We start from the raw sequence: 26,172 nt of genomic DNA, 5'->3' as shown, positions 1-26,172 counted from the left end.
TAAAACGGCTCGATGACTTCCACCATGTTTTGCCATGGCAGAATCTGCTCCATGCGGGACAAGAAAATCTCTTTTCTGGTCTGACGGCGCTTACTGCTGAATTCACTGTCGGCGAAGGTGAGCTGATGACTCATGATGAACCCTTTTTCATGGCTCCAGATGACAAACATGATCTCATATCAGGGACTTGTTCGCACCTTCCCTAACCTATCAATATAATCCCCTCTTGATATGAACAAATAAAGGCATGACAGGAAAACGTTTTACGTTAATTTAGTGTGCGGTAGTTCAAAGGTACAGCAGTTGTTTATTTTCATTCCTAACGTTATGTCTAAAATCTCTCCACTCCTGTTCGCTACGGAATCAACAGGACAATAACAATATGGGACTCTTACCAATGAAAAAGACACTACTAGCCGTCACTATCTCTTTATCTCTGTTTGGGCTAACAGCCTGCGATTCTGAAAATACCAGTAAAGAGCATATTCCTCTGGAACTGACTGTTGCCCATATCAATGATACCCATGCTCACCTAGATCCGACTGAAAACGCCTTGGCTATTCAACCGACAGGGCAACAACTGTTCAAGTTCAATGCCCAGCTGGGTGGTTATCCCCGTCTGAAATTCAAACTGGATGAACTGCGTGAGCAGGCTCGCAAAGATGGTCGTCACTTCCTGACCTTGTTTGGCGGTGATGCCTTCCAGGGCACTCTCTATTTCACAAAATTCGAGGGAGAGGAAGAATCACGCCTTCTATCTGAGATGGGGATTGATGCTGCGACCTTGGGCAACCATGAATTTGATCTCGGCAATACCCCCCTCAACAACTATGCAACCAAGGTCAACTACCCTATCGTGGCAGCCAACCTGGTCAAATCAAGCAGCAATGTTTTGAAAGACAACACGAATATTTACGAATATATCATTAAAGAAATCAATGGCGAAAGTGTCGGCATATTTGGCCTAGTGCTCGACAATATGCACGATATATCTTCACCAGATAAAGATACCCAGTTCCAGCCGATGATTGCATCCGCACAACGCACTGTTGATACCTTGAAGAAAAAGGGAGTCAATAAAGTCATCATGGTAACCCATATCGGCCTGCAAAATGACCAAGCTGTCGCCAAGGCTGTCAACGGTATCGACCTGATCGTCGGCGGTCATTCCCAAACATTCCTTGGCGATATCAATGAGATAAAATCCATCGGTTATAGCCAGCATAACCAGAATGAAAGCGATGATAATAGGTACGCCCAGCTGATCACCAATCCGGATGGTGGCAAAACCTGTATTGTTCAAGCCGGTGAGTGGGCCAAAGGCTATGGCTTGGTCAATGTTTCCCTGACTAAAGAAGGCACTATCACCAAGTGTGAAGGACGTAATACCCTGATGAGTGCTGACAACTTCACCAAGGAAGTAAACAAGAAGAAAGTTCCCGTGACAGACGCCGAGCAGACCAACGTTGTCGATTTTTTTGCCAAGTCGCCCATCATCGAGATAGTGCCGGAAAACCAGGCCATGCGCGATGTAATCAACACCGAATACAAACCCGCAGTTGAGGCATTGGAGAAACAGGTCATCGCCGATGTGCCCACCGAACTGAAGTGGGCAAGGATTCCGACTTCCGAAGGCTCTGATGGTGCCAGCCAAATTACCCCACTTGTAGCAGAGGGGCTGTACTGGAAATTAAATCAACTGGCAGACAACGGCCAACAAAAAATGCGCGTTGACTTCACTCTGCAAAACGCAGGCGGTGTCAGAACTAACGTTAATGCAGGCAGTCTGACCGTTGGTTATGTCATGGGGACACTGTTGCCATTTGGCAATAAGATCGCTGTTTTCAATATCAAAGGAAAAGATGTTCGAGATGCCATAGAATCAGCTGTTGATTACGCAGACTCATCAAGTGGGGCATTCCCCTATGTAGGCCACCTGAGTTACACGTATGATGGCAAACTTGCCAAAGGTTCCCGCCTTACCAAACTGGAAGTGATGGATGCCAACGGCCAATGGGCTCCATTAGATGATGCGAAAATCTACCGGATCGGTGCAAACACCTATATTGCTGCAGGCAAAGATGGCTATAGCGGTCTGCTAAAACGTTCCGAACTGCCGTTGGAGGGTGACTATATTGACTCTGGTGTCGGTGAGAACGAGATGTTTATGGATTACGCAAAAGATAAAGGAACACTCACTGCACTGCCCTATCCAACTGTTACCTACTACAAGAAGCCCTAATAAGCTTGCAGATAAATACAACGGCGCCTTAGGGCGCCGTTTTTATGGCATACTCCCTCCCCCATGCCCGAGGAGAGAGTTGATGGCCAAGTACGACAAGATTTCCCCTGAGACCCAGCAGGAGGCGATGAAAATTGCCCGTGCCAACCAGAAGCCGGGGCAGACCAAGGAACAGACCCAGCTTATCGCGCAAGGGATCCAGAAAGGCATCGACGAATACAAGAAACAGATGAAGGCGCGGGCCCGCGAAGCGAGCCGCCAGAAAAAATTGCAGGCCAAAGCCAGGCAGCCACAGGGTGCGCCACAAACCGAAGAGCAAGACGATCAGCTGGAGCTGGTTGAAGTAAGCCATCAGCATCCCCTGCCCTGGATCTTGCTGGTGCTGAGCTGGCTGGGATTTGCTGCAGCCTGGTTCTGGTTGCACTAAGACGCGCGAGCAAACCTTTATCCGGGATCCTCTTCACAGCCCGCACCCGAGCTGCTGGTGATTACCTGCGAAGAGTGATTAAATCCGGCGCCTCTTGCACCGGACTCCCTGTTTTTTGACGATCAGTTTTCAGGAAAGATGTTATGAACCCCGCTCCGCTCTATCTGCTGGCCCCTTTTGTTCTGTTCCTTGTGACCATGCTGCTCTATCGCATTTCGCCGCTGCGGGCGGTCGCCGCCGGTGGGGTACGCTGGTTTATCCTGCCGGCCTTCACCCTGTTTATTTTGCTGATCATCATCAATGGAGCCGCCGATCCCGCCCTGCGCGACCCGGCATTCCACTGGTTGATGCCGGGCCTTGGCTTTGCCCTGAGCCTGTTTCCGGCCCTGCCCAAGGCGCTGGTGCCACGGCTCGCCATCAAGGAGGGGGCCTTTGCCGCCCTCGGTCTGATGCTGATGAGCCTCGCCATGGTCTACTGACCAACCGGCCACAGCCGTTAGCATGATGCAAGGGGCGCTCTGTGACGGGAGCCCCTTGTACAAACAATGGCCTGCAGGCATCTTGGTGACAGGATAACCAGCAAGGAGGCCAAATGGACAATCCGCCCGATTTCATGGCGCTGTGGGATTATCAGGATCCCGCCGCCAGCGCACTGCGTTTTCACACCCTTCTTCCCGAAGCGCGCGCCGCCGCCGACCTGCAACTCGAACTGGAGTTGCTGACCCAAATTGCCCGCACCCATTCGCTGCAGAGCCAGTTTGCCGAAGCCCATCAGCTGCTCGACGAGATAGCGCCTCGCCTCACAGATACAACCCCTAGAGCACGGATCCGGGCACTGCTGGAACGAGGCCGCACCTTTAACTCGGCGGGCGACAAAGCCAATGCCAAACCGCTGTTTGAACAAGCCTGGCAATGGGGGCTCAAGGAGAAGGAAACCTATCTCGCCATCGACGCCGCTCACATGATCGCCATCGCCGCACCACTGAAAGAGCAGAGCCGCTGGCATCAACTGGCGATGGAGCTGGCGGAGCGCAGCAGTGACGAGAAGGTGCGTGGCTGGCTGGCTCCCCTTTACAACAATCAAGGCTGGACCCTGTTCGAACTGGGCCGCTTTGATGAGGCGCAAATCCAGCAACAGAAGTGCCTGGCCTGGCATCTGCAGCATAACCAGCCGGCCAAGGCGTTTATCGCTCGCTGGAGTCTGGCTCGCCTGACCCGGGCCCAGGGTCAGCACCAGCAGGCGCTGGTAGAGCTGCACCAGCTCAAGGCCGATATGGCCGAGGCAGGCGAACCTGAGGATGGTTATCTGTTCGAGGAGCTGGGGGAGAATGCCTTGGTGCTGGACGATCCGCTGGCCGCGGAATACTTCTCCCGAGCCTGGTTTCTGCTGTCGCAGGACCGCTGGTTCAGCGCCAACGAGGGGGAGCGACTGGCCCGCCTCAAGCGACTCGCCAAACTCTGATCCCCAAAATAGCAAGGGCGGCACGCTAGCCGCCCTTGCTGCTGGCAAGATGGTTCAGGCCCGGTTGGACTCTTCCCACCCCTGCTTTTTACGATAAATGGTGGAGGGGCTGATCTCGAGCAGGGCCGCCGCCTTGGGAATGTTGCCGTCACAACTGGCGATGGCCTGTTCGATCACCTCTTTCTCCACCAGCCAGAGCGGACGAATCAGCCCGTTGGCCACGCCAGTGGCGGCCGGAGCCGATGCCACCGCTGCCGCAATCGCAGCCGGCAGTTGGGGGCGCACCCCATTGAGCGGTGGCGGCAGAATATCCGGGCTCACCAGCTCCTTGTCATTGAGCACCACGATATTGCGCACCACGTTTTGCAGCTCGCGTACGTTGCCAGGCCAGGGGTAGTCAAGCAGCACTCGCGCCGCCTCGACATCGAAATCCTTGAAGCGTTTGTTCTCCTCCTTGGCGTAGCTTTGCAGCAGGGTGCGCGCCAGCAGCAGGATATCCTCACCCCGCTCCCGCAGTGGCGGCAGGGTAAGCGGAATGACGTGGAGCCGATAGTAGAGATCCTCGCGAAAACGGCCCGCTTTCACCTCCACCAGCGGATCCCGGTTGGTGGCGCAGATAAAGCGGACATCCACCGTCTCGAGCTTGCCACTGCCGACCCGCTGCACTGTGCCGGTCTGGATGAAGCGCAGCAGCTTGCTCTGCAGGTCGAGATCCATCTCGCAGATCTCGTCGAGAAACAGGGTACCGCCATCGGCCAGACTGGCTGCCCCTTTGCGATCCCCCTGGGCGCCGGTAAAGGAGCCCTTCACATGACCGAAGATCTCGCTCTCCATCAAATCGTGGGGAATGGCGGCGCAGTTGAGGGCAATAAAGGGCTGTTCGCTGCGGGGACTGCACTGGTGAATCGCCTCGGCACACACCTCTTTGCCGGTGCCGCTCTCGCCAGTGATAAAGACGGTCGCCTTGCTGGGCGCCGCGCTTTCGATGATGCGATAGACCGCCTGCATCGACATGGAGGCACCGATAAAACCGAAGAAGGAGCTACGCTCGAAGTTCTCCCGATAGTGGGCAACCAGCGAGCTCAACTGCTGGTGTTTCAAGGCATTGCGAACAGTGGCGCAGAGCCGCTTGCTGTCAAACGGCTTGGTCAGAAAATCGAAGGCTCCGAGGCGCATCGCCTCCACCGCCACATCCACCGAGCCGTGGGCGGTGATCACTACCACAGAGCAAGGCAACTGCTGTTCGGTGATCATTTGCAAAATATCCATACCGGACATATCCGGCAGCTCCAGATCCAGCAGCACCACGGGGGGAGGACTTGCCAGCAACTGCGCCAACGCTTGCTGACCACAGTCGGCCAGCACCACCTCATACCCCTCCTGGCGCAGGTGCTGTTCATAGACCACCGCCAGACTACGGGTATCTTCCACCAGCAGGACACGCGATTTATTTTCAGCCACTGGACTCATCCTTGTATTTGATTCTGCGATCTATTTTGCCTTATTTTCGCGCGCAAACCCAACGCCAAGACAGCTCTTTTATCCCGCGATTGCAGGGAATACACAAGTAAAAACGGCTCCTTAAGGAGCCGTTTTTCACTACAAGAAAAGATTACTTCTTGGCATCGTCTGCAGTCGGCTTCTCGATAGCCAGCAGCTCAACGTCAAACACCAGTACGGCATTCGCCGGGATGGAGCCAGCACCGTGCTCGCCATAAGCCAGCTTGGACGGCAGGAAGAACTTGAACTTGGAGCCAACCGGCATCAGCTGAACACCTTCGGTCCAACCCGGGATAACCTGGTTGAGCGGGAAGGTAGCCGGCTCGCCGCGATCGACGGAGCTGTCGAACTTGGTGCCGTCGGTCAGGGTACCGGTGTAGTGAACCTTGACGATGTCGGTAGATTTCGGCTTGGCGCCAGTGCCCATCTTCTCGACCACGTATTGCAGGCCGGATTCAGTGCTCTTCACACCCTCTTTCTTGGCGTTGGCAGCCAGGAACTCTTCGCCCTTCTTCAGATTCTCAACGGCGTCTTTCTCGGCCTTGGCCTTGGTCAGCTCGTTGATCTTGGCGTCGTAATCCTGCAGTACCTTCTGGATCTCTTCATCAGTCATCTTGGCTTCTTTGCCCAGACCGTCAGTCACCCCTTTCAGGATCACGGCGTTGTCCAGTTTGATGCCCAGTTCCTGCTGACGCTCCAGGGTATTGGCGATGTAACGACCCATGGAGAGGCCAATTGCGTAGCCAGATTGCTCTTCAAAGCTCTTGGCTTCGGCCTTGGTCGCCTCTGCCGGCTTGCTGGCTTCTGCCTTCACTTCGGCGGTATTGGCCGCAGCAGGCTTCTCGTCTTTTTGGCAAGCAGTCAGACCGACGGCAACGGCCGCCGCCAACAGGGACACCTTCAGAAATTTGTTCATCAGTTTCTCCAAACTCCAAATACCGCTCTCGGTTCCATCGTGAAATGAGAGGTTTATCGTGATAAGCGCCTTATACTAACGCCGTGATCGCAGGTAACAAAAGCGTGAGACCGCAAAAATGATAAAAAGTGCCATTTATCTGGTGAGCCTCTGTTTAATGCTCACCGGTTGCGAGCAAAGCTCCCAACCCAACCAGCAAATGACCCTCGCCAGCACGGGTCTGCTGACCGCAGATCTCTCCAGTGATGGCAAGCAGGCCATTGTCTCCAGCATCAGCCAGGGCATCATCGTCTGGGATCTGGAACAGAACCGTCAACGCTGGCGCTGGAAGCAATCCGACTCGGCGGATGATCTGGTATTCATTACCCGCTTTTCCGAAGGCAACAGCCATGCCGTCACCGCCACCCCAGACACCTTTGCAACCTGGCGGCTGAGCGACGGGCAATCACAAGGCTACTACTCACTTCCTGAATCCAGGCTGAGGGACATCGCGCTCTCTGCCGACGGTCGTTATGTGCTGATAGGTCGGGAAGATGGCAAGGCCGAGTGGCTCGATACCCGAAGCGGTCGTCGCCTGCAGTTTCTGGGGCACACCGAACAGGTCAATACGGTGGATCTCTCCGCCAACGGTCGCTACGCCCTGACTGGCGGCAACGACTACAGCGCCTATCTGTGGGATACCCGTAGCGGGCAGGTGATCTGGCGGTTCAACCATGGTGGCCGGGTGATCATGGCCAGACTGGAGCCGAGCGGCCGCTACGCCTTCACCGCCGACAGCAGCCGGGCCAGCATCTGGGATCTGAAAACCGGCAAAGAGGTGAGTCAGCTGCAATATGATCACCGCTTCGAGGTCTACACCAGCGCCCGCTTTGCCAACGATGGCAAGTGGCTCATCACCGGCGCCCCTTCCCGTCAGCTCTCCCTGTGGCAAGTGAGCGATGGTGCCCTGCTGCAGAGCTGGCGCGTCTCGCCGCAACCCAAGGTGAAACCGCCCAGCGCAGTGGTCTACGGCGTCGCTTTGCGCGACAATAGCCACCTTGTCAGTGCCAGCTCCAGTGGTCTGGCCGAAATCTGGACAATCAAGTAAGGACCCGAAGGCCCATGAGTCAGCAACTTAACGATCGCATCGAAACCCTGGAAACCCGTCTCGCCTATGCGGAGTACACCATAGAGCAGCTCAACGACGAGGTAACCACTCAGGGCCGTGAACTCGATCGGCTCAAATACCAGATCCAGCTGCTGATCGACAAACTGCAAAGCGTACAGCCCAGCCAGATTGCCAGCATGGCCGAAGAGACCCCGCCGCCGCACTATTGATGGGTGTGCAATCAACAAGCTGTCTGCTCAAGACCAATAAAAATCCGAAACCGGCAAAACCGGTTTCGGATTTTTTTATCCAAATGACCTGATAGCTGCGACTCGGCGTCTCAGAATCAGCCCGCGTTAACCTTTGTAGATCTTGGGGTTAAACACATCCCGCAGCCAGTCACCCAGCAGGTTGATGACCAGCACCAGCACCACCAGACAGATGCCCGGGAAGGCGGTGATCCACCAAGAGCCGGAGAAGATGTAGTTGAAGCCGACGCTGATAAGCGAACCGAGCGAGGGCTGATCAACCGGCATCCCCAGACCGAGGAAGGAGAGCGCCGCCTCGCTCATGATCGCGTTGGCCACCTGCACGGTGGAGATGACCAGAATGGGCGACAGGCAGTTGGGCAGAATGTGGCGGAACATGATGCGCGGGGCGCGGAACCCCATCACCTTGGCCGCTTCCACATACTCCTTCTTCTTCTCCGCCAGCACAGAGGCGCGCACGGTACGGGCATACTGCGGCCACTCGGCGATACCGATGATCACCACCAGCATCATGATGGCGAACTTCGAGTAGAACTCGGAGCCAAAGGTTGCCTGAAAGATGGCGGAGATGATGATCGCCACCATCATGGTGGAGAACGACAGCTGCACATCGGCAAAGCGCATCAGCAGGTTGTCGATGCGGCCACCGAAATAACCGGCAATCAGACCAATGACGATACCGAGCACCAGCTGCAGCGCCACCGCAAACAGGCCGATGGTGAGGGAGATACGGGCGCCATAGAGGATGGTGCTCCAGATATCCCGCCCCTGGTTGTCGGTGCCGAGCCAGAAGCGCTCCTCGCCGCCTTCGAGCCAGGAGGGGGGCAACTCGGCATCCATCAGATCAAAACTGGTCTGATCATAGACGTTGTGCGGAGCGAGCCAGGGCGCCAGCAGCGCCGCCAGCACGAACACCACAAACACCGCAAAGCTGAACATGGCTACCTTGTCCCGCAGGAAGTAGTAGACGATGTCAGAGTTCTTGAAACGTGCCCAGCGGCTTGGGCTTGCAGTTACAGCGTTACTCATGCTTACCCCTTGGCAGTCAGGTTAACGGTCGGGTTAATCAACCCGTAGAGCAGGTCGACCAGGGTATTGGTCACCACGAAGATCAGTCCCACGAAGATGACGTAGGCGGTGATGAGGGGCGTATCGACCCGGTGGATCGCTTCAAGAAACAGGAAGCCGGTGCCCGGCCACTGGAACACACTCTCGGTCAGGATGGTGTAGGCCACCATGGTGCCGATCTGCACCCCACCGACGGTAATGACCGGCAGCATGGTGTTCTTCAGAGCGTGCTGATAGTAGACCTTGTTGTTATCCAGCCCTTTGGCGCGGGCGAACTTGACGTATTCGGAGGAGAGCTGCTCCAGCATCTCGGAGCGCACCAACCGGATAAACAGCGGCAACATGATGGAAGAGAGCGACACCGCGGGCAGGATCAGGTGCAGGATACCGTCCCAGGTGAAGAAGCCCGACTCCCAGCCCAGCAGGTTACGGGTCTCGCCGCGGCCATAGGCCGGCAGCCAGCCCAGCTGGATGGAGAAGAGGTACATCAGCATGATGGCGGTCAAGAATACCGGGATCGAGATACCGATACTGCTCCCCGCCATGATGATCTTGGTGGGAATGCTGCGCGGGCGGATCGCCGAATAGACACCGAGTGGAATGGAGACCACCACGATGATGAGCGCGGCGGCAAACACCAGCTCAAGGGTAGCCACCAGCTTGTCGAGGATCACCTCGAGAGCGGGTCGCTTGAAGAAATAGGAGGTGCCCAAATCCCCATGCACCGCATTTTTCAGAAAGCGGCTGTATTTGATGAGGAAGGGATCGTTAAGGCCCATCTTCTCGCGCAACTCGTGACGCTGGGCTTCGGAGACGGATTGTCCCACCAGCTCGCGCAACGGGTCACCCAGGTTGTCCTGGATGGAGAAGGCGACCAGGCTGATGACGAACATCACTATCACGGCCTGATAGAACCGTTTCAGCAGGAATGTAAACATGCTTGTCCTTCTACGTGGCCTGTGTCGTGGCACAGGCTTCTGTTAGTGGGCGGAGTGGCCAGCTGACCACCCCGCCCCGTCCTTCCTTGCGACGTTCTCTTACTTGCTGACCACCAGGTCACCCAGGTAAGGGAAGTTCATCACGTTGACCACCGGCTTGATGTCGACGTTCTTCTTGGCGCCATAGGCCAGATCTTCCCAGTGCAACGGCACGTAGGCAGCATCTTCGATCAGCATGGCTTCGACCTTCTTCAGCATCTCGGCACGCTTGGCCGGATCGGTCTCGGCGTTGGCATCCATCACCAGCTTGTCAGCTTCGGCGTTGGCGTAACCGGCGCAGTTGTACTGACCCATACCGGTCTTGGCGTCCTTGGTGAAGGTCAGGAACTCGAAGAAGTTCGCGGTATCTTCGGTGTCGGAGTGCCAGCCGATCAGCTGCATGTCGGCGGCGCACTTGTCAAACTCAGGCCAGTACTGGGCCACCGGCATGGTCTTCAGATCCACCTTGATGTTGATCTTGGCCAGCATGGCGGAGACAGCCTGGGCAATCTTGACATCGTTGACGTAGCGGGCAGCCGGGGAGATGAAGGTCATCTTGAAGCCTTTCTCGTAACCCGCCTCTTTCATCAGCTCCTTGGCCTTGGCCAGATCATACTGGGGCACCAGCGCCTCGTTGTGACCGGCATAGCCTTTCGGGCTCAGCTGACCAGCAGGGGTACCGAAGCCCTTGTTGATCTTCTCGACAATGCCCACCTGGTTGATGGCGTAGTTGATCGCCTGACGCACACGCTTGTCTTTCAGTGCCGGGTTGGTGTTCTGGTTCAGCTCGATGATGATGGCGCGGGTACCGGACAGGGTGACCAGCTGGGAGTCCTTGCCATTCTTCACGCGCTCCAGATCGTTCGGCGCAACCGGATAGATCATGTCCACGTCGCCACCCAGCAGGGCTGCAACACGGGTCGCATCTTCCTTGATCGGCACCACGGTCAGGTTCTCAACGTTACCCTTGGAGGCCTTGTCCCAGTAGTTGGCGTTGCGGGCATAATCCAGCTTCACACCCTGCTCGCGGAACTTGACGGTGAACGGGCCAGTACCGGAGACGTGGGTAGAGGCATAGGAGTCGCCGTTTTTGACGATCTCGGCCTTGTCTTTGCCCGCTTCGGTCTTGCCGGTGTAGAACTTGGAGTCCATCGGGAAGATGTAGGTGACGGTCTGCAGCACCAGCGGGAACGGCTTGGCGGTAATCAGATCGACGGTGTAGTCATCGACTTTCTTCACTTCGCTGATGGGATCGAAGATCGCCTTGAAGTCGACGGAGGATTTCAGGCGGTTGACGGTCCACACCACATCGTCTGCGGTGAAGTCGTTACCGGAGTGGAACTTGACCCCTTTGCGCAGATGGAAACGGACGGTCTTGTCATCGACACGCTCGAACTTCTCGGCCAGACGGGGCTCGAACTGCAGGTCCTGGGTGTAACGCATCAGGGGATCGAATACCAGGTGCGACATCTCCAGGGTCTGACCGGAGAGCTGCTCCTGCGGATCCAGCGAAGTGGCGTCAGAAGCGACACCCACCTTGATATCAGCGGCTGAGACACTGAAGGCGAAACCGGCGGCAAACAGCGCCAGGGCAATCTTGGACAATCCTTTCTTCATCTTGTTCTCCATGCTTTTGGCTTTCTTATGACACTTTTTTTGACAAGCAGACCGGCGCACCGGCGCTCTCCTAGCTTGCGATTTCCAGCCCCTCGCGGGACATTCCCTTGAACTCCGGCATGAGGGAGATCAGCTTGCGGCTGTACTCATGCTCGGCATTGGTAAAGAGTTTCTCGGTCTCGGCCACCTCCACCAGATGACCGTGCTGCATCACCCCGATGCGGTCGCACATCTGGCGGATCACCGGCAGATCGTGGCTGATAAACAGCATGGTGAGCTTGAGCTCCTGCTGCAGATCCTTGAGCAGGTTGAGGATCTGGGCCTGCACCGACACATCCAGCGCCGAGGTCGGCTCGTCGCAGATGAGGAAGCGCGGGCGAGTGGCCAGGGCGCGTGCAATGGAGATGCGCTGGCGCTGACCGCCGGAGAACTCGTGGGGATACTTGACCCCGGCACCACGACCGAGACCCACGTGATCCAGCAGATCGCCGACAATCCCCTCAATCTGGCTCTCGCTGCTCGCCAGCTGATGGAAGCGGATCGGCTCGGCAATGATGTCGCACACCTTCATCCGCGGGTTCATCGAGGAATAGGGGTTCTGAAACACCATCTGCATCTGGCGACGCAGCGGGCGACGCTCGCGCTCGCTCTTGAGGGCGGTGAGATCGATCCCCTCAAAGAAGATTTTGCCGGTATCAGGCGGATAGAGACCGGTGATGGCGCGGGCAATGGTCGATTTACCGGAGCCCGACTCCCCCACCAGACCGAAGGTCTCCCCTTCGAAGATCTCGAAGCTGATGTTGTTGCAGGCGCGTACATACTGGCGGCGGCTCGGGAAGATGGAGTCCTTGGTGACGAACTTCAGATCGACGTTCTCCACCCGCAGCAGCGCCCCTTCATAGGCTCGCTCGTCCTGACTCTGGCCGAGCCAGTGGGTCTTGAGGTCAATATTGGTATCCGGCGCACTGGCATCCTCGATATAGGAGACCAGCGGGAAACGCACCAGCTTCACATCGGAGCGGGGTACCGCCGAGATGAGGCTGCGGGTATAGGGGTGATTGGGGCTGCCCAGCACCTGTTCGGTCAGGCCGAACTCCACCAGATCGCCGCGATACATCACTGCCACCTTGTCGGTAACGTTGGAGACCACGCCCATGTCGTGGGTCACCAGCATGCAGCCCACCTGACGCTCTTTGCATAGGGCGCGGATAAGCTGGAGGATCTGATCCTGAATGGAGACGTCGAGCGCCGTGGTCGGCTCATCGGCGATGATCAGCTCCGGATCGCAGGAGAGCGCAATGGCGATAACCACCCGCTGACGCATGCCACCGGAAAACTGGTGTGGATACTGCTTGATGCGCAGCTCCGGCTGCGGAATACCCACAGCCCCCATCAGCTCCAATGCCTTGGCAAAAGCGGCTTCGCGAGAGAGGTCGGTATTGGCCAGAATGGTCTCCACCAGCTGATGCTCAACGGTGAACAGCGGGTTGAGGGAGGTCATGGGGTCCTGGAAGATGAACCCGATACGGGAGCCACGGATGGCCCGCATCTCGTTCTGGCTCTTGCCGGAGATGAGCTCGCCATTGAGATAGATATCGCCACGGGCGATGCGACCCGGCGGGCTCAGGAGATCGATAACGGCGTTGCCGATGGTGGACTTGCCGGCGCCGGATTCACCGACCACCCCGACAATCTCACCCTTTTCGATAGAGAAAGAGAGATCCTTCACCGCGGCCAGCACCCCGTAGCGGGAGGGGTACTCGATCCGCAAGTTCTTTACTTCGAGCAAGGACATGTTTACCTCTGCGGGGGACATCCGTCCCAAATAATTCGTCCGTAAATCAGCCGCAGATGCCGGTTGTTACCTTGGGCAATATTTGCTCAATCCATGAGGCAGCGAAACCAGCGATCCGGGCGGGTTTTTTGCATTTTTTTGGAATAACCCGCGAGTAACTTAGACGGTTTGACCACGGGTGTAAATGATTGAGTTATACAATTCCGCAATGTTTTGTGCAGATAACCACCAATTCAGCAGAGATAAATGATGATTTTCATCACACAAATGGCCGGTGCGTCCGTACATCTATTGGTATCATTACTTTAATTTCAACAACAACGCAACAAGCAGCATTTATCACTATTTCCAAAACAATCACCAGCCCCGAATGAGTAGTGAATATTTATGTGAAATGGATGATAAACGGCAGCATATGCCGATGAATGAAAATTAAGCAGATATAAATCGGGGAATGCCAGAACGGTCATCCCCCGGAAGGTGGCTCTTAACCGAGCCAGAATGCCAGTAATTGCATACAAAACAGGGCAAACAGGCCGGCGATAAGATCGTCCAGCATGATACCCAAACCACCGTGGATCCGGCGATCAAACCAGGAGATGGGCCAGGGCTTGAGCACATCAAACAACCGGAACAGCGCGAAGCCCGCCACCACCCACTCCCAACCGGCTGGCGCGGCGATCATGGTGACGCCAAACCCGATCACCTCATCCCAGACGATGGCGCCGTGATCCGGCATACCGATGGCATCGGTGGCGCTCTGACAGATACGAATACCGACCACAAACCCCACCGCCAGCAAGGCGATAAACCAGTGGGTCGGCAGCCCGCTCACCAGCAGGTAGAGCGGAATGGCCGCCAGGGTGCCCATGGTGCCTGGCGCTTTGGGGCTGAGACCGGAACCAAACCCCACCGCCAAAAAGTGAAGCGGATTTTTCAGATCCAGTCGTGTCAGCTCGGGCTTTATCCTGAACAAACTCATGCGAAGTGATCCCACCCTTTCAGTTGCAACTCGACCGACTGGTCGCCACGCAGGTAGTCGATGCCCGGCTCGCCCGCCACAATGCGGCCAATGCGGCTGAACTTGACCCCGCTGTGGGCCAGCGCCGTATCGAGCGCGCCGCGGTGCTCCTCCGGTACGGTAAAACAGAGCTCGTAGTCATCGCCACCGGCCAGCGCCAGTTGCCACGCCTCCTGCTCGCTCACCGCATCCTGCAACACCGGAGAGAGCGGCAGCAGATCGAGATCGATCTGGGCCCGCACGCCGGAGGCCTTGAGGATATGGCCGAGATCCGATGCCAGACCGTCGGAGAGATCCAGCGCACTGCCCGCCAACCCGCGCAGCGCCTGACCGGCCAGAATGCGGGGATGGGGATGGTCGAGCCGTGGCAGCACAGCTGCCAGCTGGTTCTCGTTGAGGGTGCGTTTGCCCAGCAGGTGGGAGAGCGCCAGCGCGGCATCCCCCAGAGTGCCGGTCACATAGATGCCGTCACCGGCTTTGGCACCGCTGCGCATCAGGGCGCGTCCGGCAGGCACCGCCCCCTTCACCGAGATGGTGATGGAGAGCGGCCCGCGGGTCATGTCTCCGCCCACCAGCGCAACATTGTAGTACTCGGCCAGCTCCAGAAACCCTTCGGCAAACCCGGCGACCCAACCTTCGTTGATGGCAGGCAGAGTCAGCGCCAGCGACACCCAGCGCGGCTCGGCCCCCATGGCGGCGAGATCGGAGAGATTGACCGCCAGCGCCTTGTAGCCGAGATCCACCGGATCCATGTCGGGAAAGAAGTGTACGCCGCTCACCAGAGTGTCGGTGCTCACCGCCAGCTGGGTATCGGGGGGCAGGGTCAGCAGGGCACAGTCATCTCCAGGGCCCATCACCACGTCCTTGCGGGCGTGGGGGACCTTGAAGTACTTATCAATCAGCTCAAATTCACCCATACAGTAAAAAGCCAGCAATAAGCTGGCTCCTCTCTTAGATGCTGACGGACAGCAGGATCAACGCTTGTTCAGCGACTTGATCACCTTGTCCAGTACACCGTTGACAAACTTGTGGCTGTCATCGGCAGCAAAAGCTTTGGCCAGCTCGATCGCTTCGTTGATGACCACGCGCGGCGGTACATCATCACGACGGGTCAGCTCGTAGGTCGCCAGACGCAGGATCGCCTTGTCCACCATGTCCACTTCTTCCAGCGGACGGGAGAGGAAAGGTGCAAACACCTTGTCCAGCTCGCTGCAGTGGAGGGCTACCCCGAACAGCAGATCGCGGAAATAGTTCAGGTCTACACCCTTGGTGTCCTGATCGATCTTGAACTGCTCTTCGATGTCACCCACGTTAGCCTTGGTCATCTGCCACTGGTAGATGGCCTGGGTGGCGCAATGGCGGGCTTTACGGCGCTCAGACGGTTTCAATGTACTTCTCCTCGTTACACGTCCAGTTCTTTCAGGACGTTGATCATTTCGAGCGCTGCCAGTGCAGCCTCTGCACCCTTGTTACCCGCCTTGGTACCTGCACGCTCGATGGCTTGTTCAATGTTTTCAGTGGTCAGCACACCGAAGGCAACGGGAATTTCATATTCCATCATTACCTGGGCCATGCCCTTGCTGTTCTCGTTTGCCACCAGGTCGAAGTGGTAGGTGCCGCCACGGATGACAGTACCGACCGCCACGATGGCGTCGTATTGACCACTCTTGGCCAGCTTCTTGATGACCAATGGCATTTCAACCGCGCCCGGCACTTTTACCAGTGTCAGGTTGCTGTCCTGCACTTGACCTTGACGCTTCAGTACGTCCACCGCGCCGTTCACCAGACTGTCGTTGATGAAGCTGTTGAAACGGGCAACAACAATAGCAACGCGCGCCTCAGGAGCGGCGATATTTCCTTCGATAACCTTCATTGGAAATCCTGTATCTGTGCAATCAAAAGGGCCGGAGTCAAAAGTGCGCACATTCTAGCACAACAGACCCACGACAAAAACCATGGCCGCAATAGACGGCCATGATCGCGATTTAACCAGTCCGACGCGCTAACTCGCCGGTAAATTCCACGACTTCCAGACCGAAACCGCCCGGAAGGAGATGGTACTTCTCTGGTAGTACATTACTCGCCTACGTACTCAACCACTTCCAGACCGACACCACCCGGAAGGGGATGGTACTTCTCTGGTGGAGCTTTACTCGCCGACGTACTCAACCACTTCCAGACCGAAACCACCGAGGGCATGGTACTTCTTCGGCGAGCTCAGCAGACGCATCTTGCTCACGCCGAGCGCCTTGAGGATCTGGGAGCCCACGCCAACCCGGCGCGAGGTGCCCTGCCACTTGGCTCCTTCCGGTGCCAGTCCCTTGTCGGCGGCTTCAAAACCCTTGACCCGGGCCAGCAGCTCGGCGCCGTGGGATTCCGCCCCCAAAATCACCAGCACCCCGCCTTCGTCAGCGATGCGGGCCATGGATTTGGGCAGCGGCCAGCTGCGGGCGGCGTGGCGGTCGGTCAGCAGCAGATCGCTCAGCACATCGTGCAGATGGACGCGCACCAGGGTCGGCTGGTCGGCCAGCACCTCACCCTTTTTCAGGGCGAAGTGAACCTGATTGTCGATGGTATCGCGGAAGGTGATGAGGTCGAACTCGCCAAACTCGGTGGGCAACTTGCACTCGGCCACCTTCTCGACCGTGGTCTCGTGCTGGTTGCGGTACTCGATCAGGTCGGCGATGGTACCAAGCTTGATGCCGTGCTCCTCGGCGAAGATCTCCAGGTCAGGACGGCGCGCCATAGTGCCATCCTCGTTGAGGATCTCGACGATGACGGCGGCAGGCTCGAAACCGGCCAGACGGGCCAGATCGCAACCGGCTTCGGTGTGGCCGGCACGGGTCAGCACGCCGCCATCCTGCGCCATCAGCGGGAAGATGTGGCCCGGCTGCACCAGATCGGCAGCCTTGGCATTGGGCGCCACAGCCGCCTGCACGGTCACCGCACGATCGGCGGCGGAGATACCTGTGGTCACCCCTTCTGCCGCCTCGATGGAGACGGTGAAGGCGGTGGAGAACTGGGCATTGTTGCGATCCACCATCAGCGGCAGCGCCAATTGCTTGCAGCGATCCCGGGTCAGGGTCAGGCAGATGAGGCCACGGCCGTAGCGGGCCATGAAGTTGATATCCTCCGGACGGACGCAGGAGGCGGCCATGATGAGGTCCCCTTCGTTCTCCCTGTCTTCGTCATCCATCAGGATCACCATCTTGCCAGCCTTGATGTCGGCAATGATTTCCTGGGTTGTGCTCAGCGCCATGGGCTACTCCATCAGTGTGCTTGGGGGTTGAGCCCGCAGGCTCAACGCAAATGCGAGTGTATGTTGCTCTAGATTGGGGCGCATGGCCCCATTTCAATCGGAGCGGGATCACAGAAAATCGTTTTGGTCGGGGCCAACACCCCGACCATCAGAGAAAACCGGCCTTGGCCAGCTTGTCCAGAGTCAGGGTGGAGGCGCTGCTCTCCTGACTCTTGCCCATCATCAGCCGCTCCAGATAGCGGGCGATCTGATCCACCTCGAGGTTGACCTTGTGACCCGGCTTCCAGCTGGCGATGGTGGTCTCCTGCGCGGTGTGGGGCACGATGGTCAGGCGAAACAGGTCGCCCTGTACCGCGTTGACCGTGAGGCTGATGCCATCCACCGCAATGGAACCTTTCTCGGCGATGTAGCGGGAGAGCTCGCCCGGCGCCTTGATCCAGTACTCGATGGCGCGGCCGCTGCTGGAGACGCTTTTCACTTCCCCTACCCCGTCCACATGGCCGGAGACCAGATGGCCGCCGAGACGGGAGGTGGGCATCAGCGCCTTCTCGAGGTTGACCCGATCGCCCACTCTGGCGGCGGCAAAGCCGGTACGGGAGAGAGTTTCCAGCGACACATCGGCGGTATAGCTCTTGTCGCCCAGCGCCACCACGGTGAGGCAGACTCCGTTGGTTGCGATGGAGTCGCCCAGCTTGACGTCGCTAAAATCCAGGCCCGGGGCGTGGACGGTGAGGGCCATGTCCTCCCCCTGACGACGCAGTTCGGCCAGGGTCCCCACCGCTTCGATAATTCCGGTAAACATGCAGATCACCTTGCTGATGACGGGGGCAGCGTATGCCCCCTTGAACATTGAAAGATCAAGCTATTTTGGCGGTAATGCGAATATCCGGCCCCACCATGCGCACATCCTTGATGGCGAGCTTGGGCGCCTGGAACAGCCGGGTCAGGCCGGGCAGATGGAACAGGCCGCGCCCCTCGTCGCCCATCAGTTTGGGCGCCTGATAGAGCACCAGCTCATCCACCAGCCCTTTTTCCAGCAGAGCGCCGCACAGCCGCGGGCCAGCCTCAACCAGCACCGAGTTGACGTTCTGCTTGGCCAGCAGCATGAAGAGGCTGACCAGATCCAGCTTGCCATCCAGCAGCGGCAGCTCCAGCTGCTGCACCCACGCGGGCCACTCGCCGGACGCCTTGTGACGGGCCAGCAACACCGGGCTCTCGCTCTGGAACAGCGGCAAGTCGGGAGTGAGGCGGTTTTGCGAATCGACGATGACTCGCAGCGGCTGGCGCAGGGTCTCTTTGGGATAACTCGCCTTGACCGAGGGGGGCAGCTCGTCCCAGCGCACGGTCAGGGAGGCGCCATCGGCCAGCACGGTTTCGGCGCTGGAGAGCACCGCATCGTGGCGGGCCCGCAGTCGCTGCACATCACGGCGCGCATCCGGGGAGGTGATCCACTGGCTCTCGCCGCTCGCCATGGCGGTACGGCCATCGAGACTGGCCCCCAGCTTGACGGTCACTCGCGGGAAGGCGGTACGCATCCGTTTGAAAAAGCCCGGGTTGAGCGCTTCCGCTTCGCTCGCCAGCAGGCCGAAATCGGTCTTGATGCCCGCTTCGGAGAGCATCCGCAGGCCGCGTCCGCCTACCTGGGGATTGGGATCGACCATGGCCGCCACCACCCTGGCCACGCCGGCGTTGATCAGCGCTTCGGCGCAGGGGGGTGTACGACCGTGGTGGGAGCAGGGTTCGAGGGTCACATAGGCGGTGGCGCCACGGGCGTTGTCACCGGCGGCACGCAGGGCGTAGACCTCGGCATGGGGCTCGCCCGCCTTCTGATGCCATCCTTCGCCAACCACCACGCCATCCTTGACCAGCACGGCGCCGACGCAGGGGTTGGGGGCCGTGCTGTAACGGCCGCGGCGGGCCAGCTCGAGGGCCCGACTCATCCATTGGTAATCATCTTGACTAAACATCCGGGCTCCTTTGACAACACATCTCGACTTTACGCAGTATCGTAGGTTCGATTAGCGCAGCGTAATCGGACGCGGCAACATGGGTGAGAATGGCGGTTTACTTCTCCAGCTTGGCAATCTCTTCGCCGAACTCGCGAATATCTTCGAAGCTGCGATAGACGGAGGCAAAGCGGATATAGGCCACCTTGTCCAGACTCTTGAGCTCATCCATCACCAGATTGCCCACCAGCTCGGAGGCGACTTCGCGCTCGCCGGTGGCACGCAGGCGGGATTTGATATGGTTGACCGCTTTTTCGATGGCCTCCATGCTCACCGGCCGCTTCTCCAGCGCCCGCAGGATGCCGGCGCGCAGCTTGTCTTCGTTGAACGGCTCGCGGGAGCCGTTGGACTTGATGACGCGGGGCATCACCAGCTCGGCCATCTCGAAGGTGGTAAAACGCTCGTGACAGAGCAGACACTCACGACGGCGGCGCACCTGATGGCCTTCTGCCACCAGACGGGAATCGATCACCTTGGTATCAACCGCACTACAGAATGGGCAATGCATCGGACCTCCGGCGTTAATGGAACAGGGACCGGCCCGGCGGGCCAGGATCTAGGTCGGCCAGTGTAGCACGGCCATCCAAAACCGGTAAAAGCCAGAAAAAACAATGCCACCCGCAGGTGGCATTGGTCTCAAACCGGACGGTCTGACTTATCAGCCATAAACCGGGAAGCGGCGGCAGATATCCAGCACCTTCTCGCGTACGGTGGCCAGCACGGCATCGTTGTCGTGGTTGTCCAGTACGTCGCAGATCCAGTGGGTCAGCTCGATGGACTCGGCTTCCTTGAAACCACGGCGGGTGATGGCCGGGGTACCAATCCGTACACCGGAGGTGACGAACGGGGAGCGCGGATCGTTGGGCACGGAGTTCTTGTTGACGGTGATGTTGGCTTTGCCCAACGCAGCGTCAGCATCCTTACCGGTCAGCTCGCGGCCGATCAGGTCAACCAGCATCAGATGGTTGTCGGTACCGCCGGAAACGATCTTGTAACCGCGCTCGATAAAGGTCGCAGCCATCGCCTTGGCGTTTTTCACGACCTGAGCCTGATAGGTCTTGAACTCCGGCTCCAGCGCCTCTTTGAAGGCAACGGCTTTACCGGCGATGACGTGCATCAGCGGGCCACCCTGACCACCCGGGAAGACGGCAGAGTTGAGCTTCTTGTAGAGCTCCTCGTCGTCAGCGGCGGAGAGGATCAGACCACCGCGCGGACCGGCCAGGGTCTTGTGGGTGGTGGAGGTGACCACGTGAGCGTGGGGAACCGGGTTCGGGTAGACGCCAGCGGCAATCAGACCAGCCACGTGAGCCATGTCGACGAACAGGTAGGCACCGACCTTGTCGGCGATTTCGCGCATGCGGGCCCAGTCAACGATACCGGAGTAGGCGGAGAAGCCACCGATCATCATCTTCGGCTTGTGCTCGACAGCCTGACGCTCCATGTCGTCGTAGTCGATCTTGCCGGACTCATCGATACCGTAAGGGACGATGTTGTATAGCTTGCCGGAGAAGTTGACCGGAGAGCCGTGGGTCAGGTGACCGCCGTGGGCCAGGTTCATGCCCAGTACGGTGTCGCCCGGCTGCAGCAGAGCCATGTAAACGGCGCTGTTGGCCTGGGAGCCGGAGTGCGGCTGCACGTTGGCGTAGGTGGCACCGAACAGCTCTTTGGCGCGCTCGATGGCCAGGGTTTCGACCACATCCACATACTCGCAACCACCGTAGTAACGCTTGGAGGGGTAACCTTCGGCGTACTTGTTGGTCAGCTGGGAGCCCTGGGCTTCCATGACACGGGGGCTGGTGTAGTTCTCAGACGCAATCAGCTCGATATGCTCTTCCTGACGACGGGTTTCGTCTGTGATGGCCTGCCACAATTGCGGATCATAATTGGCGATGGTCATGTCACGTTTCAACATCCGTTTCTCTCCTGAAAATCGTTTGCGCGTTAGGTGAAGTGGGCGCGGGCATTGTAACGTGAGCTGGATCAAAGAGACAGTCCAACCACCTAAAAAAATGTTGAATTTATGTTGTAAAAAACAAGATTCCCTCCCCGTTCAATACCCTGGCCGCTCAGCCAAATGGCACATTTTTCATCCCGCTACGGGCGGGCAAAACCCGAAGGGGATCACAACGCCCTCTTTACCCATCCTGTAACATATTCATTCGAAACAAATTTAATGATGATGGAGCTGATTGCAGCCATGCATCCGAGGGGCTGCACCTAACCGGAGGAGTTCAAGATGGACCATCTGCTGACATTCGTGATCCTGGCTGTCTTTTTTCTGTTCTACTGGGTCTACTACACCAGCCAACGCAAACATGTCCCCACCACCTCGTGGGAGCAGCTCCCCACCAAAGCCGAATATCTGGCGGCCCACCCAGAATCAGTCGATGGCGACATCATCTTCTGTTATCACTGCGGCCACCACGAGTTGCTGGAGGTGGGAATGGTGCACCTGACCGATTTTCGCCGGGAATGGGTCTGTGCCAAGTGCAAGCAGGTGCTGTTTCGCGAGAGCGAATAACGGCGCAGGGGCTGGCCCCCTCTGAACGTTGTACATCGCCAGCAGGGATCAGAACGGCGAATCCCTGTTGGCCACCAGCCACTGCTGCAATCCGCTCAACGCCGCGTCAAATTGCGCCCCGATTGCCGCAGGCTCACCGCCCCCCGCCTCAAGAGCCGCGCAATGGCTGGCAAATTCGGTCAACCCCAGCGCCAGCGCACTCCCCTTGAGCTTGTGCGCAAGCTGACGTTGCTCACTTCCCTCATCCTGAGCCAACTCATCTACCAACACCCGCCCTTGCGACTCAAACAGCGCGACCAGCTGGCGGATCCGCGCCATGCCGAGCAGGGGCAGATCGGCATCCAGCACCGGATTGGCCCACCCGGGGTGGTTAGTTGGGGGCACGGCTACTGATAACTGCACCTGCGGCTCGATAGAGGCCCCTTCTTGCCGAAATAGTTGATCTATGGCGTTCGCCAGCACCGCCAGCCGCACCGGCTTGCCGACAAAATCGACAAAGCCGGCGGCAAGGCAGTGGCGGATATCCTCCGGATACATCTGGGCCGAGATGGCGATGGCGGGCAGCGACCGCTCATGCATCTCCTCGCTGATGGCGGCCAGATCCTCACGAAGGCTCATGCCGTCCATATCGGGCAGATTGATATCGAGTAGCGCCAGCTCGAAGGGGCGCTCGGTCACCAGCGCCAGCGCACTGCGACCATCCTCCGCCAGGGTGACGCGATGGCCGAGGCGGGTCAGCATGCCGTGCGCCACCAACCGGTTGATCTCGTTATCCTCCACCAGCAGGATGTCACGGGACTGGCCAAGGTGCAGCGGTTGCGCCTCGGCAGGCAACTGGGCGCTCGAACGCTGCAACGGCAAACTGAAGCTGAATTCACACCCCTTGCCCGGTTCGCTGGCAAGGATAAGCTCGCCCCCCATGGCAGTCACCAGCTTGCGGCTGATCGCCAGTCCCAGCCCGGTGCCGCCCTGATGGCCTATATCACGCTTGCGCTGGCGAAACGCCTCGAACACCGCCTCCTGCTCATCGGCCGGAATGCCGGGGCCGGTATCGCGCACCACGAAGCGGATGCAGGGCTCGGCGCAAGGGCCGTGACAGACAAGGGGCGCCACCGTCAGGGTAATCTGGCCACGGGCGGTAAACTTGACCGCATTGCCGAGCAAATTGCCGAGCACCTGCCGCAGCTTGCCCAGATCCCCCTCGACCACAGGCGCCAGCCCGGGCGCATATTTCAGCGCCAGGGTGACTCCCTTGGCCGCCGCCTTTGGCCGAAACAACGCGCTGAGCTCATCCACCAGCTGGAACAGGGGGAAGGGCTCGCGGCGCGCCTCCACATGGCCCGCCTCGATCTTGGAGTAGTCGAGAATGTCGTTGAGGATCTCCAGCAGGGATTCGCCGCTGTGCTCGATGGCGGCCAGATAGCGCTGCTGGGTATCGCTGAGATGGGTATCTTCCAGCAGTGTCAGCCCCCCCAGAATGCCGTTCATGGGGGTGCGGATCTCGTGGCTCATGGTGGCGAGAAACACCGACTTGGCGCGGTTGGCCTGTTCTGCCTCGGCGCGGGCCTGCCGCTGCTTCTCCACCTCCTCATTGAGCCGCTCGTTGGCGTGGCTGAGCTGGCCAGTACGCTCCTCGACCCGCGACTCCAGCTCGCGCTGATAGCGGCCCAGCTCAACCGCATTGTCACGAAACACCTGCAGGGCCCGCCCCAACTCCGCCAGCTCATCGCGCCCGGTGCTGGCGATCGGCTCAAGGGGGGCCAGATCCCCGCGCGCCAACCGGCTCATCCCCGCCACCGCCCGTTGCAGCGGCCAGACGATCCGGCCATAGACCATGCGCCACATCAACAGCATCAGCAGTAGCAGGGTGAGCAGGCCAATGGCCATCAGCGCCTGCTCCAGCAGTCTGAGACGCTGGCTTAGCGCCTGCTGGCTCTGCCCCAGTGAATCGCGGGCACGGCTGACCAGCTCACCGACCTGCTGGTTGAGGCTGCTCATCAGGGCTTCGTTGGCATTGGCCAGCACCCGCAGCGCCTCCCCCTTGCCGAGCCAGTCACTGCGCAGTTGCACCAGCTTGTCGCTTTGCGCCAGCACGGTCAGCGCCTGCTCCACCGCCTGCCGGCGGGCAGGATCGGTCACTGCCCCGGCCCGCAGTTGCAAGATGGCCAGCTCCCGCTGCCCCTCTTGCAATAGCGTTTGCAACTGTTCCTGCCGTTCGCTGCGCCACATCTCCTCGATGCGCTGCTGCTGCATCAGGGTACGATGACGCAGCTCGGTCATCTGCTCCAGCCAGTCGAGATCCTGCTCCAGCAGGCGGTCCAGCGTCCGGGTCGCCTGCGCACCTTGCTGTTGGTAGAGGGAACCCAACCCCGCCACCATCACGGTTTCGGCGTTCTCCATCTGGCTTCTCGCCAGCTCGGCGATCTGCCCAGCCGCCGCCACCAGACGGGCCCGCTGCGCCTCCCCCTGTGCCATCAGGGTCAACCGCTCCCCCACCAGCCAGCCCTGCTGGCCCAGATTGCCGATAATGCTCTGACTGAGCTGATCGAGGCTTGTTGAACCCTGCCCACGGCCGAGTTGAGCCAACACCTGCTGCAGCTGTTGCCCCTGCAGGGTGAGCAGGCGTCCCTGATGCTCCCGCTCCTGCTCGCTGGTTGCGGTGGCCAGCAGCCGTGACGCGCTCTGGATCTCGCCGCTGAGGCGAGAGAGCGTGCGGGCCAGCTCCTGATCGGCCAACGTCTGCTGCACCCCTTGCTCCAGCTGGCGCAGATGGCTAAGCCCCACCCAGCCCAGCAGGGAGGCACTCAGGGTCAGCAACGCCATCAGGGAGAAGGCCAGCAGCAACTTGCCACCCAAGCCGGAAAAGATTCTCACGGGAAGTCCCTTGGTTGTGGTCGGCTTTGACCGGATAATATGGCCCAACACTTTAACAAAACCCCTGACCATGCGAAGCGTCTATCTCTCCCCGTTGTTGCTGATCTGGTTGCTAATGCTTCCCCGCGCCGCGCTCGCCTTTGCGGTCGATATCTGGCCCGGCGGCGAATTCAGCGGCCAGCCGCTGCGCCAGCAGTGGCAGGAACCCGCCGCCGCAACCAAACCGCTGACCCTCTGTGCCCTCTACCCCCATCTGCGCGACGCCTACTGGCTTTCGGTCAATCAGGGCATGGTGGACGAAGCGAAGCGGCTGGGAGTCAAGTTGCAGATCCACGAAGCGGGGGGCTATGGCGCCCTCGCCGAGCAGCGCCAGCAGTTGCAGCGCTGCGTGCAGGAAGGGAGCGACGCCATCTTGCTCGGCGCGGTGAGCTATCAGGGCTTGCGCGAGGCCATCAAGGTCACGCCGCTGCCGGTCTTTGGGCTGGTCAACGATCTGCCCAGCGGTCTGGTGCAGGCCAAAGTGGGAGTCTCCTGGTACCAGATGGGCTGGCAGATTGGCCACTGGCTGGCGCAGCGCCACCCCGCCGGCAGCAAGCCGGTCTCGGTCGCCCTCTTCCCCGGCCCGCAGGCGAGTGGCGGCAACAACTTCGTAGAGCCGGGCTTTGCCGACGCCATCAAGGGGAGCGCCATCAAGCTGGTCAGCACCGAGCGCGGCGACAACAGCCGGGAAATCCAGCGCACGCTGGTGCAGCAGACGCTGGCCCGCTATCCCTACCTCGACTATCTGGTGGGCGGCGCCATCGCCGCCGAAGTGGCGGTCAACGAGCTGGCGCAGCGCCATCTCGACAGACCCCAGGTGCTGAGCACCTACTTCAGCCACGGGGTACAGCGGGGCCTGCGCCGGGGCAAGATCCTCGCCGCCAACAGCGATCAGATGCGGCTGCAGGGGCGCCTTGCAGTCGCTCAGGCGGTCTGCCTGCTGCAACACTCTGATGCCAATGCCGAGCAGTGCCCGCGGGTGATGGGGCCACCCATTCTGACGCTATCTGCACCGCTGGCCGACCCCGCCGATTCCCTCTCGGATGGCGCTTTTCGCCCCGTCTATCGGGTCGAATAGCCGTTCCAAATCCG

The 26,172-nt window shown here is 59.0% G+C and carries 24 protein-coding genes and 1 pseudogene; 8 read left to right on the top strand and 17 right to left on the bottom strand.

All coding sequences use genetic code 11. The annotated features are described in order from the left end of the window. Nucleotides 1-134, bottom strand: a pseudogene (locus AB5Y90_RS13765) (IS5/IS1182 family transposase); the annotation flags it as partial. Between the two features lie 263 nt (nt 135-397). Here AB5Y90_RS13765 and AB5Y90_RS13760 point away from each other — a divergent pair. The 4 genes from AB5Y90_RS13760 to AB5Y90_RS13745 all read left to right on the top strand — a co-directional run bounded on the left by AB5Y90_RS13760 (nt 398) and on the right by AB5Y90_RS13745 (nt 4,131). Next, nucleotides 398-2,242 (top strand): bifunctional UDP-sugar hydrolase/5'-nucleotidase, encoded by a 1,845-nt coding sequence (locus AB5Y90_RS13760; RefSeq protein ID WP_113739049.1) that lies wholly within the window; start codon nt 398-400, stop codon nt 2,240-2,242. Between the two features lie 82 nt (nt 2,243-2,324). Further along, entirely contained in the window at nt 2,325-2,669 is a 345-nt protein-coding gene (locus AB5Y90_RS13755) for a DUF2956 domain-containing protein (RefSeq protein ID WP_005349520.1), read from the top strand. 143 nt (nt 2,670-2,812) lie between these two features. After that, on the top strand, nt 2,813-3,148 hold the full coding sequence (locus AB5Y90_RS13750; protein WP_005358483.1) for a hypothetical protein: 336 nt from the start codon (nt 2,813-2,815) through the stop codon (nt 3,146-3,148). 113 nt (nt 3,149-3,261) lie between these two features. Beyond that, a complete protein-coding gene (locus tag AB5Y90_RS13745) occupies nt 3,262-4,131 on the top strand; it encodes a hypothetical protein (protein ID WP_368167004.1) in 870 nt (289 codons plus the stop codon). A 54-nt stretch (nt 4,132-4,185) separates the two neighbouring features. On the opposite strand, the gene AB5Y90_RS13740 is transcribed toward AB5Y90_RS13745, so the two are convergent. Together AB5Y90_RS13740 and fkpA are read right to left on the bottom strand one after the other, a co-directional pair. Further along, on the bottom strand, nt 4,186-5,592 hold the full coding sequence (locus AB5Y90_RS13740) for a sigma-54-dependent transcriptional regulator (RefSeq protein ID WP_368167002.1): 1,407 nt from the start codon (nt 5,590-5,592) through the stop codon (nt 4,186-4,188). A gap of 151 nt (nt 5,593-5,743) precedes the next feature. Then, the gene (gene fkpA / locus AB5Y90_RS13735) at nt 5,744-6,547 is read right to left on the bottom strand and encodes an FKBP-type peptidyl-prolyl cis-trans isomerase (RefSeq protein WP_005335283.1); all 804 of its coding nucleotides are present in this window, start codon (nt 6,545-6,547) and stop codon (nt 5,744-5,746) included. A 118-nt stretch (nt 6,548-6,665) separates the two neighbouring features. Here fkpA and AB5Y90_RS13730 point away from each other — a divergent pair, with 118 nt between their 5' ends. Then, a complete protein-coding gene (locus AB5Y90_RS13730; protein ID WP_043820853.1) occupies nt 6,666-7,634 on the top strand; it encodes a vegetatible incompatibility protein HET-E-1 in 969 nt (322 codons plus the stop codon). A gap of 14 nt (nt 7,635-7,648) precedes the next feature. After that, complete coding sequence (locus tag AB5Y90_RS13725; RefSeq protein ID WP_005335285.1) at nt 7,649-7,864, top strand: SlyX family protein; 216 nt, start codon at nt 7,649-7,651, stop codon at nt 7,862-7,864. Nucleotides 7,865-7,990: 126 nt separating this feature from the next. Here AB5Y90_RS13725 and AB5Y90_RS13720 read toward each other — a convergent pair whose 3' ends face one another. The 13 genes from AB5Y90_RS13720 to glyA form a co-directional block, all read right to left on the bottom strand. Beyond that, the gene (locus AB5Y90_RS13720; protein ID WP_040068611.1) at nt 7,991-8,932 is read right to left on the bottom strand and encodes an ABC transporter permease; all 942 of its coding nucleotides are present in this window, start codon (nt 8,930-8,932) and stop codon (nt 7,991-7,993) included. Nucleotides 8,933-8,934: 2 nt separating this feature from the next. Beyond that, nucleotides 8,935-9,909, bottom strand: coding sequence for an ABC transporter permease (locus AB5Y90_RS13715; protein ID WP_005349514.1), 975 nt, complete (start codon nt 9,907-9,909; stop codon nt 8,935-8,937). A gap of 99 nt (nt 9,910-10,008) precedes the next feature. Further along, nucleotides 10,009-11,565, bottom strand: coding sequence for an ABC transporter substrate-binding protein (locus AB5Y90_RS13710; protein ID WP_042054176.1), 1,557 nt, complete (start codon nt 11,563-11,565; stop codon nt 10,009-10,011). 70 nt (nt 11,566-11,635) lie between these two features. Beyond that, a complete protein-coding gene (locus AB5Y90_RS13705) occupies nt 11,636-13,360 on the bottom strand; it encodes an ABC transporter ATP-binding protein (protein ID WP_194496594.1) in 1,725 nt (574 codons plus the stop codon). 487 nt (nt 13,361-13,847) lie between these two features. Further along, entirely contained in the window at nt 13,848-14,342 is a 495-nt protein-coding gene (locus AB5Y90_RS13700) for a phosphatidylglycerophosphatase A (RefSeq protein WP_005349509.1), read from the bottom strand. Further along, the gene (gene thiL, locus AB5Y90_RS13695; protein ID WP_368167000.1) at nt 14,339-15,298 is read right to left on the bottom strand and encodes a thiamine-phosphate kinase; all 960 of its coding nucleotides are present in this window, start codon (nt 15,296-15,298) and stop codon (nt 14,339-14,341) included. The genes AB5Y90_RS13700 and thiL overlap by 4 nt, the downstream gene beginning before the upstream one ends. A gap of 57 nt (nt 15,299-15,355) precedes the next feature. After that, nucleotides 15,356-15,769 (bottom strand): transcription antitermination factor NusB, encoded by a 414-nt coding sequence (gene nusB, locus AB5Y90_RS13690; RefSeq protein WP_005343514.1) that lies wholly within the window; start codon nt 15,767-15,769, stop codon nt 15,356-15,358. Between the two features lie 14 nt (nt 15,770-15,783). Then, entirely contained in the window at nt 15,784-16,254 is a 471-nt protein-coding gene (gene ribE / locus AB5Y90_RS13685) for a 6,7-dimethyl-8-ribityllumazine synthase (protein ID WP_005338866.1), read from the bottom strand. 276 nt (nt 16,255-16,530) lie between these two features. Then, complete coding sequence (gene ribBA, locus AB5Y90_RS13680) at nt 16,531-17,640, bottom strand: bifunctional 3,4-dihydroxy-2-butanone-4-phosphate synthase/GTP cyclohydrolase II (protein WP_368166999.1); 1,110 nt, start codon at nt 17,638-17,640, stop codon at nt 16,531-16,533. 148 nt (nt 17,641-17,788) lie between these two features. Continuing rightward, a complete protein-coding gene (locus tag AB5Y90_RS13675) occupies nt 17,789-18,442 on the bottom strand; it encodes a riboflavin synthase (protein ID WP_033114137.1) in 654 nt (217 codons plus the stop codon). Between the two features lie 55 nt (nt 18,443-18,497). Continuing rightward, nucleotides 18,498-19,607 (bottom strand): bifunctional diaminohydroxyphosphoribosylaminopyrimidine deaminase/5-amino-6-(5-phosphoribosylamino)uracil reductase RibD, encoded by a 1,110-nt coding sequence (ribD, locus tag AB5Y90_RS13670; protein ID WP_368166996.1) that lies wholly within the window; start codon nt 19,605-19,607, stop codon nt 18,498-18,500. Nucleotides 19,608-19,704: 97 nt separating this feature from the next. Further along, entirely contained in the window at nt 19,705-20,154 is a 450-nt protein-coding gene (gene nrdR, locus AB5Y90_RS13665) for a transcriptional regulator NrdR (RefSeq protein ID WP_005338880.1), read from the bottom strand. Between the two features lie 150 nt (nt 20,155-20,304). Next, a complete protein-coding gene (gene glyA / locus AB5Y90_RS13660) occupies nt 20,305-21,558 on the bottom strand; it encodes a serine hydroxymethyltransferase (protein ID WP_005338884.1) in 1,254 nt (417 codons plus the stop codon). Between the two features lie 324 nt (nt 21,559-21,882). Here glyA and AB5Y90_RS13655 point away from each other — a divergent pair, with 324 nt between their 5' ends. Continuing rightward, nucleotides 21,883-22,167 carry a hypothetical protein gene (locus tag AB5Y90_RS13655; RefSeq protein WP_270820206.1) on the top strand — a complete coding sequence of 95 codons (285 nt, stop codon included), beginning with the start codon at nt 21,883-21,885 and terminating at the stop codon, nt 22,165-22,167. 48 nt (nt 22,168-22,215) lie between these two features. Here the strand turns inward: AB5Y90_RS13655 and torS are convergent, their stop codons facing one another. Next, nucleotides 22,216-25,041, bottom strand: a complete 2,826-nt coding sequence (gene torS / locus AB5Y90_RS13650) for a TMAO reductase system sensor histidine kinase/response regulator TorS (protein ID WP_368166995.1) — start codon at nt 25,039-25,041, stop codon at nt 22,216-22,218. Nucleotides 25,042-25,111: 70 nt separating this feature from the next. On the opposite strand from torS, the gene torT reads away from it, so the two are divergent. Continuing rightward, nucleotides 25,112-26,158 (top strand): TMAO reductase system periplasmic protein TorT, encoded by a 1,047-nt coding sequence (torT, locus tag AB5Y90_RS13645; protein WP_368166993.1) that lies wholly within the window; start codon nt 25,112-25,114, stop codon nt 26,156-26,158. Nucleotides 26,159-26,172: the final 14 nt, after the last annotated feature.

The sequence above is a fragment of the Aeromonas sp. R4-1 genome, assembly GCF_040908325.1.
Taxonomy (GTDB): Bacteria; Pseudomonadota; Gammaproteobacteria; order Enterobacterales; family Aeromonadaceae; genus Aeromonas; species Aeromonas veronii.
The sequence above is the reverse complement of the archived record's forward strand: the minus strand, read 5'-3'. Positions and strand labels throughout refer to the sequence as shown.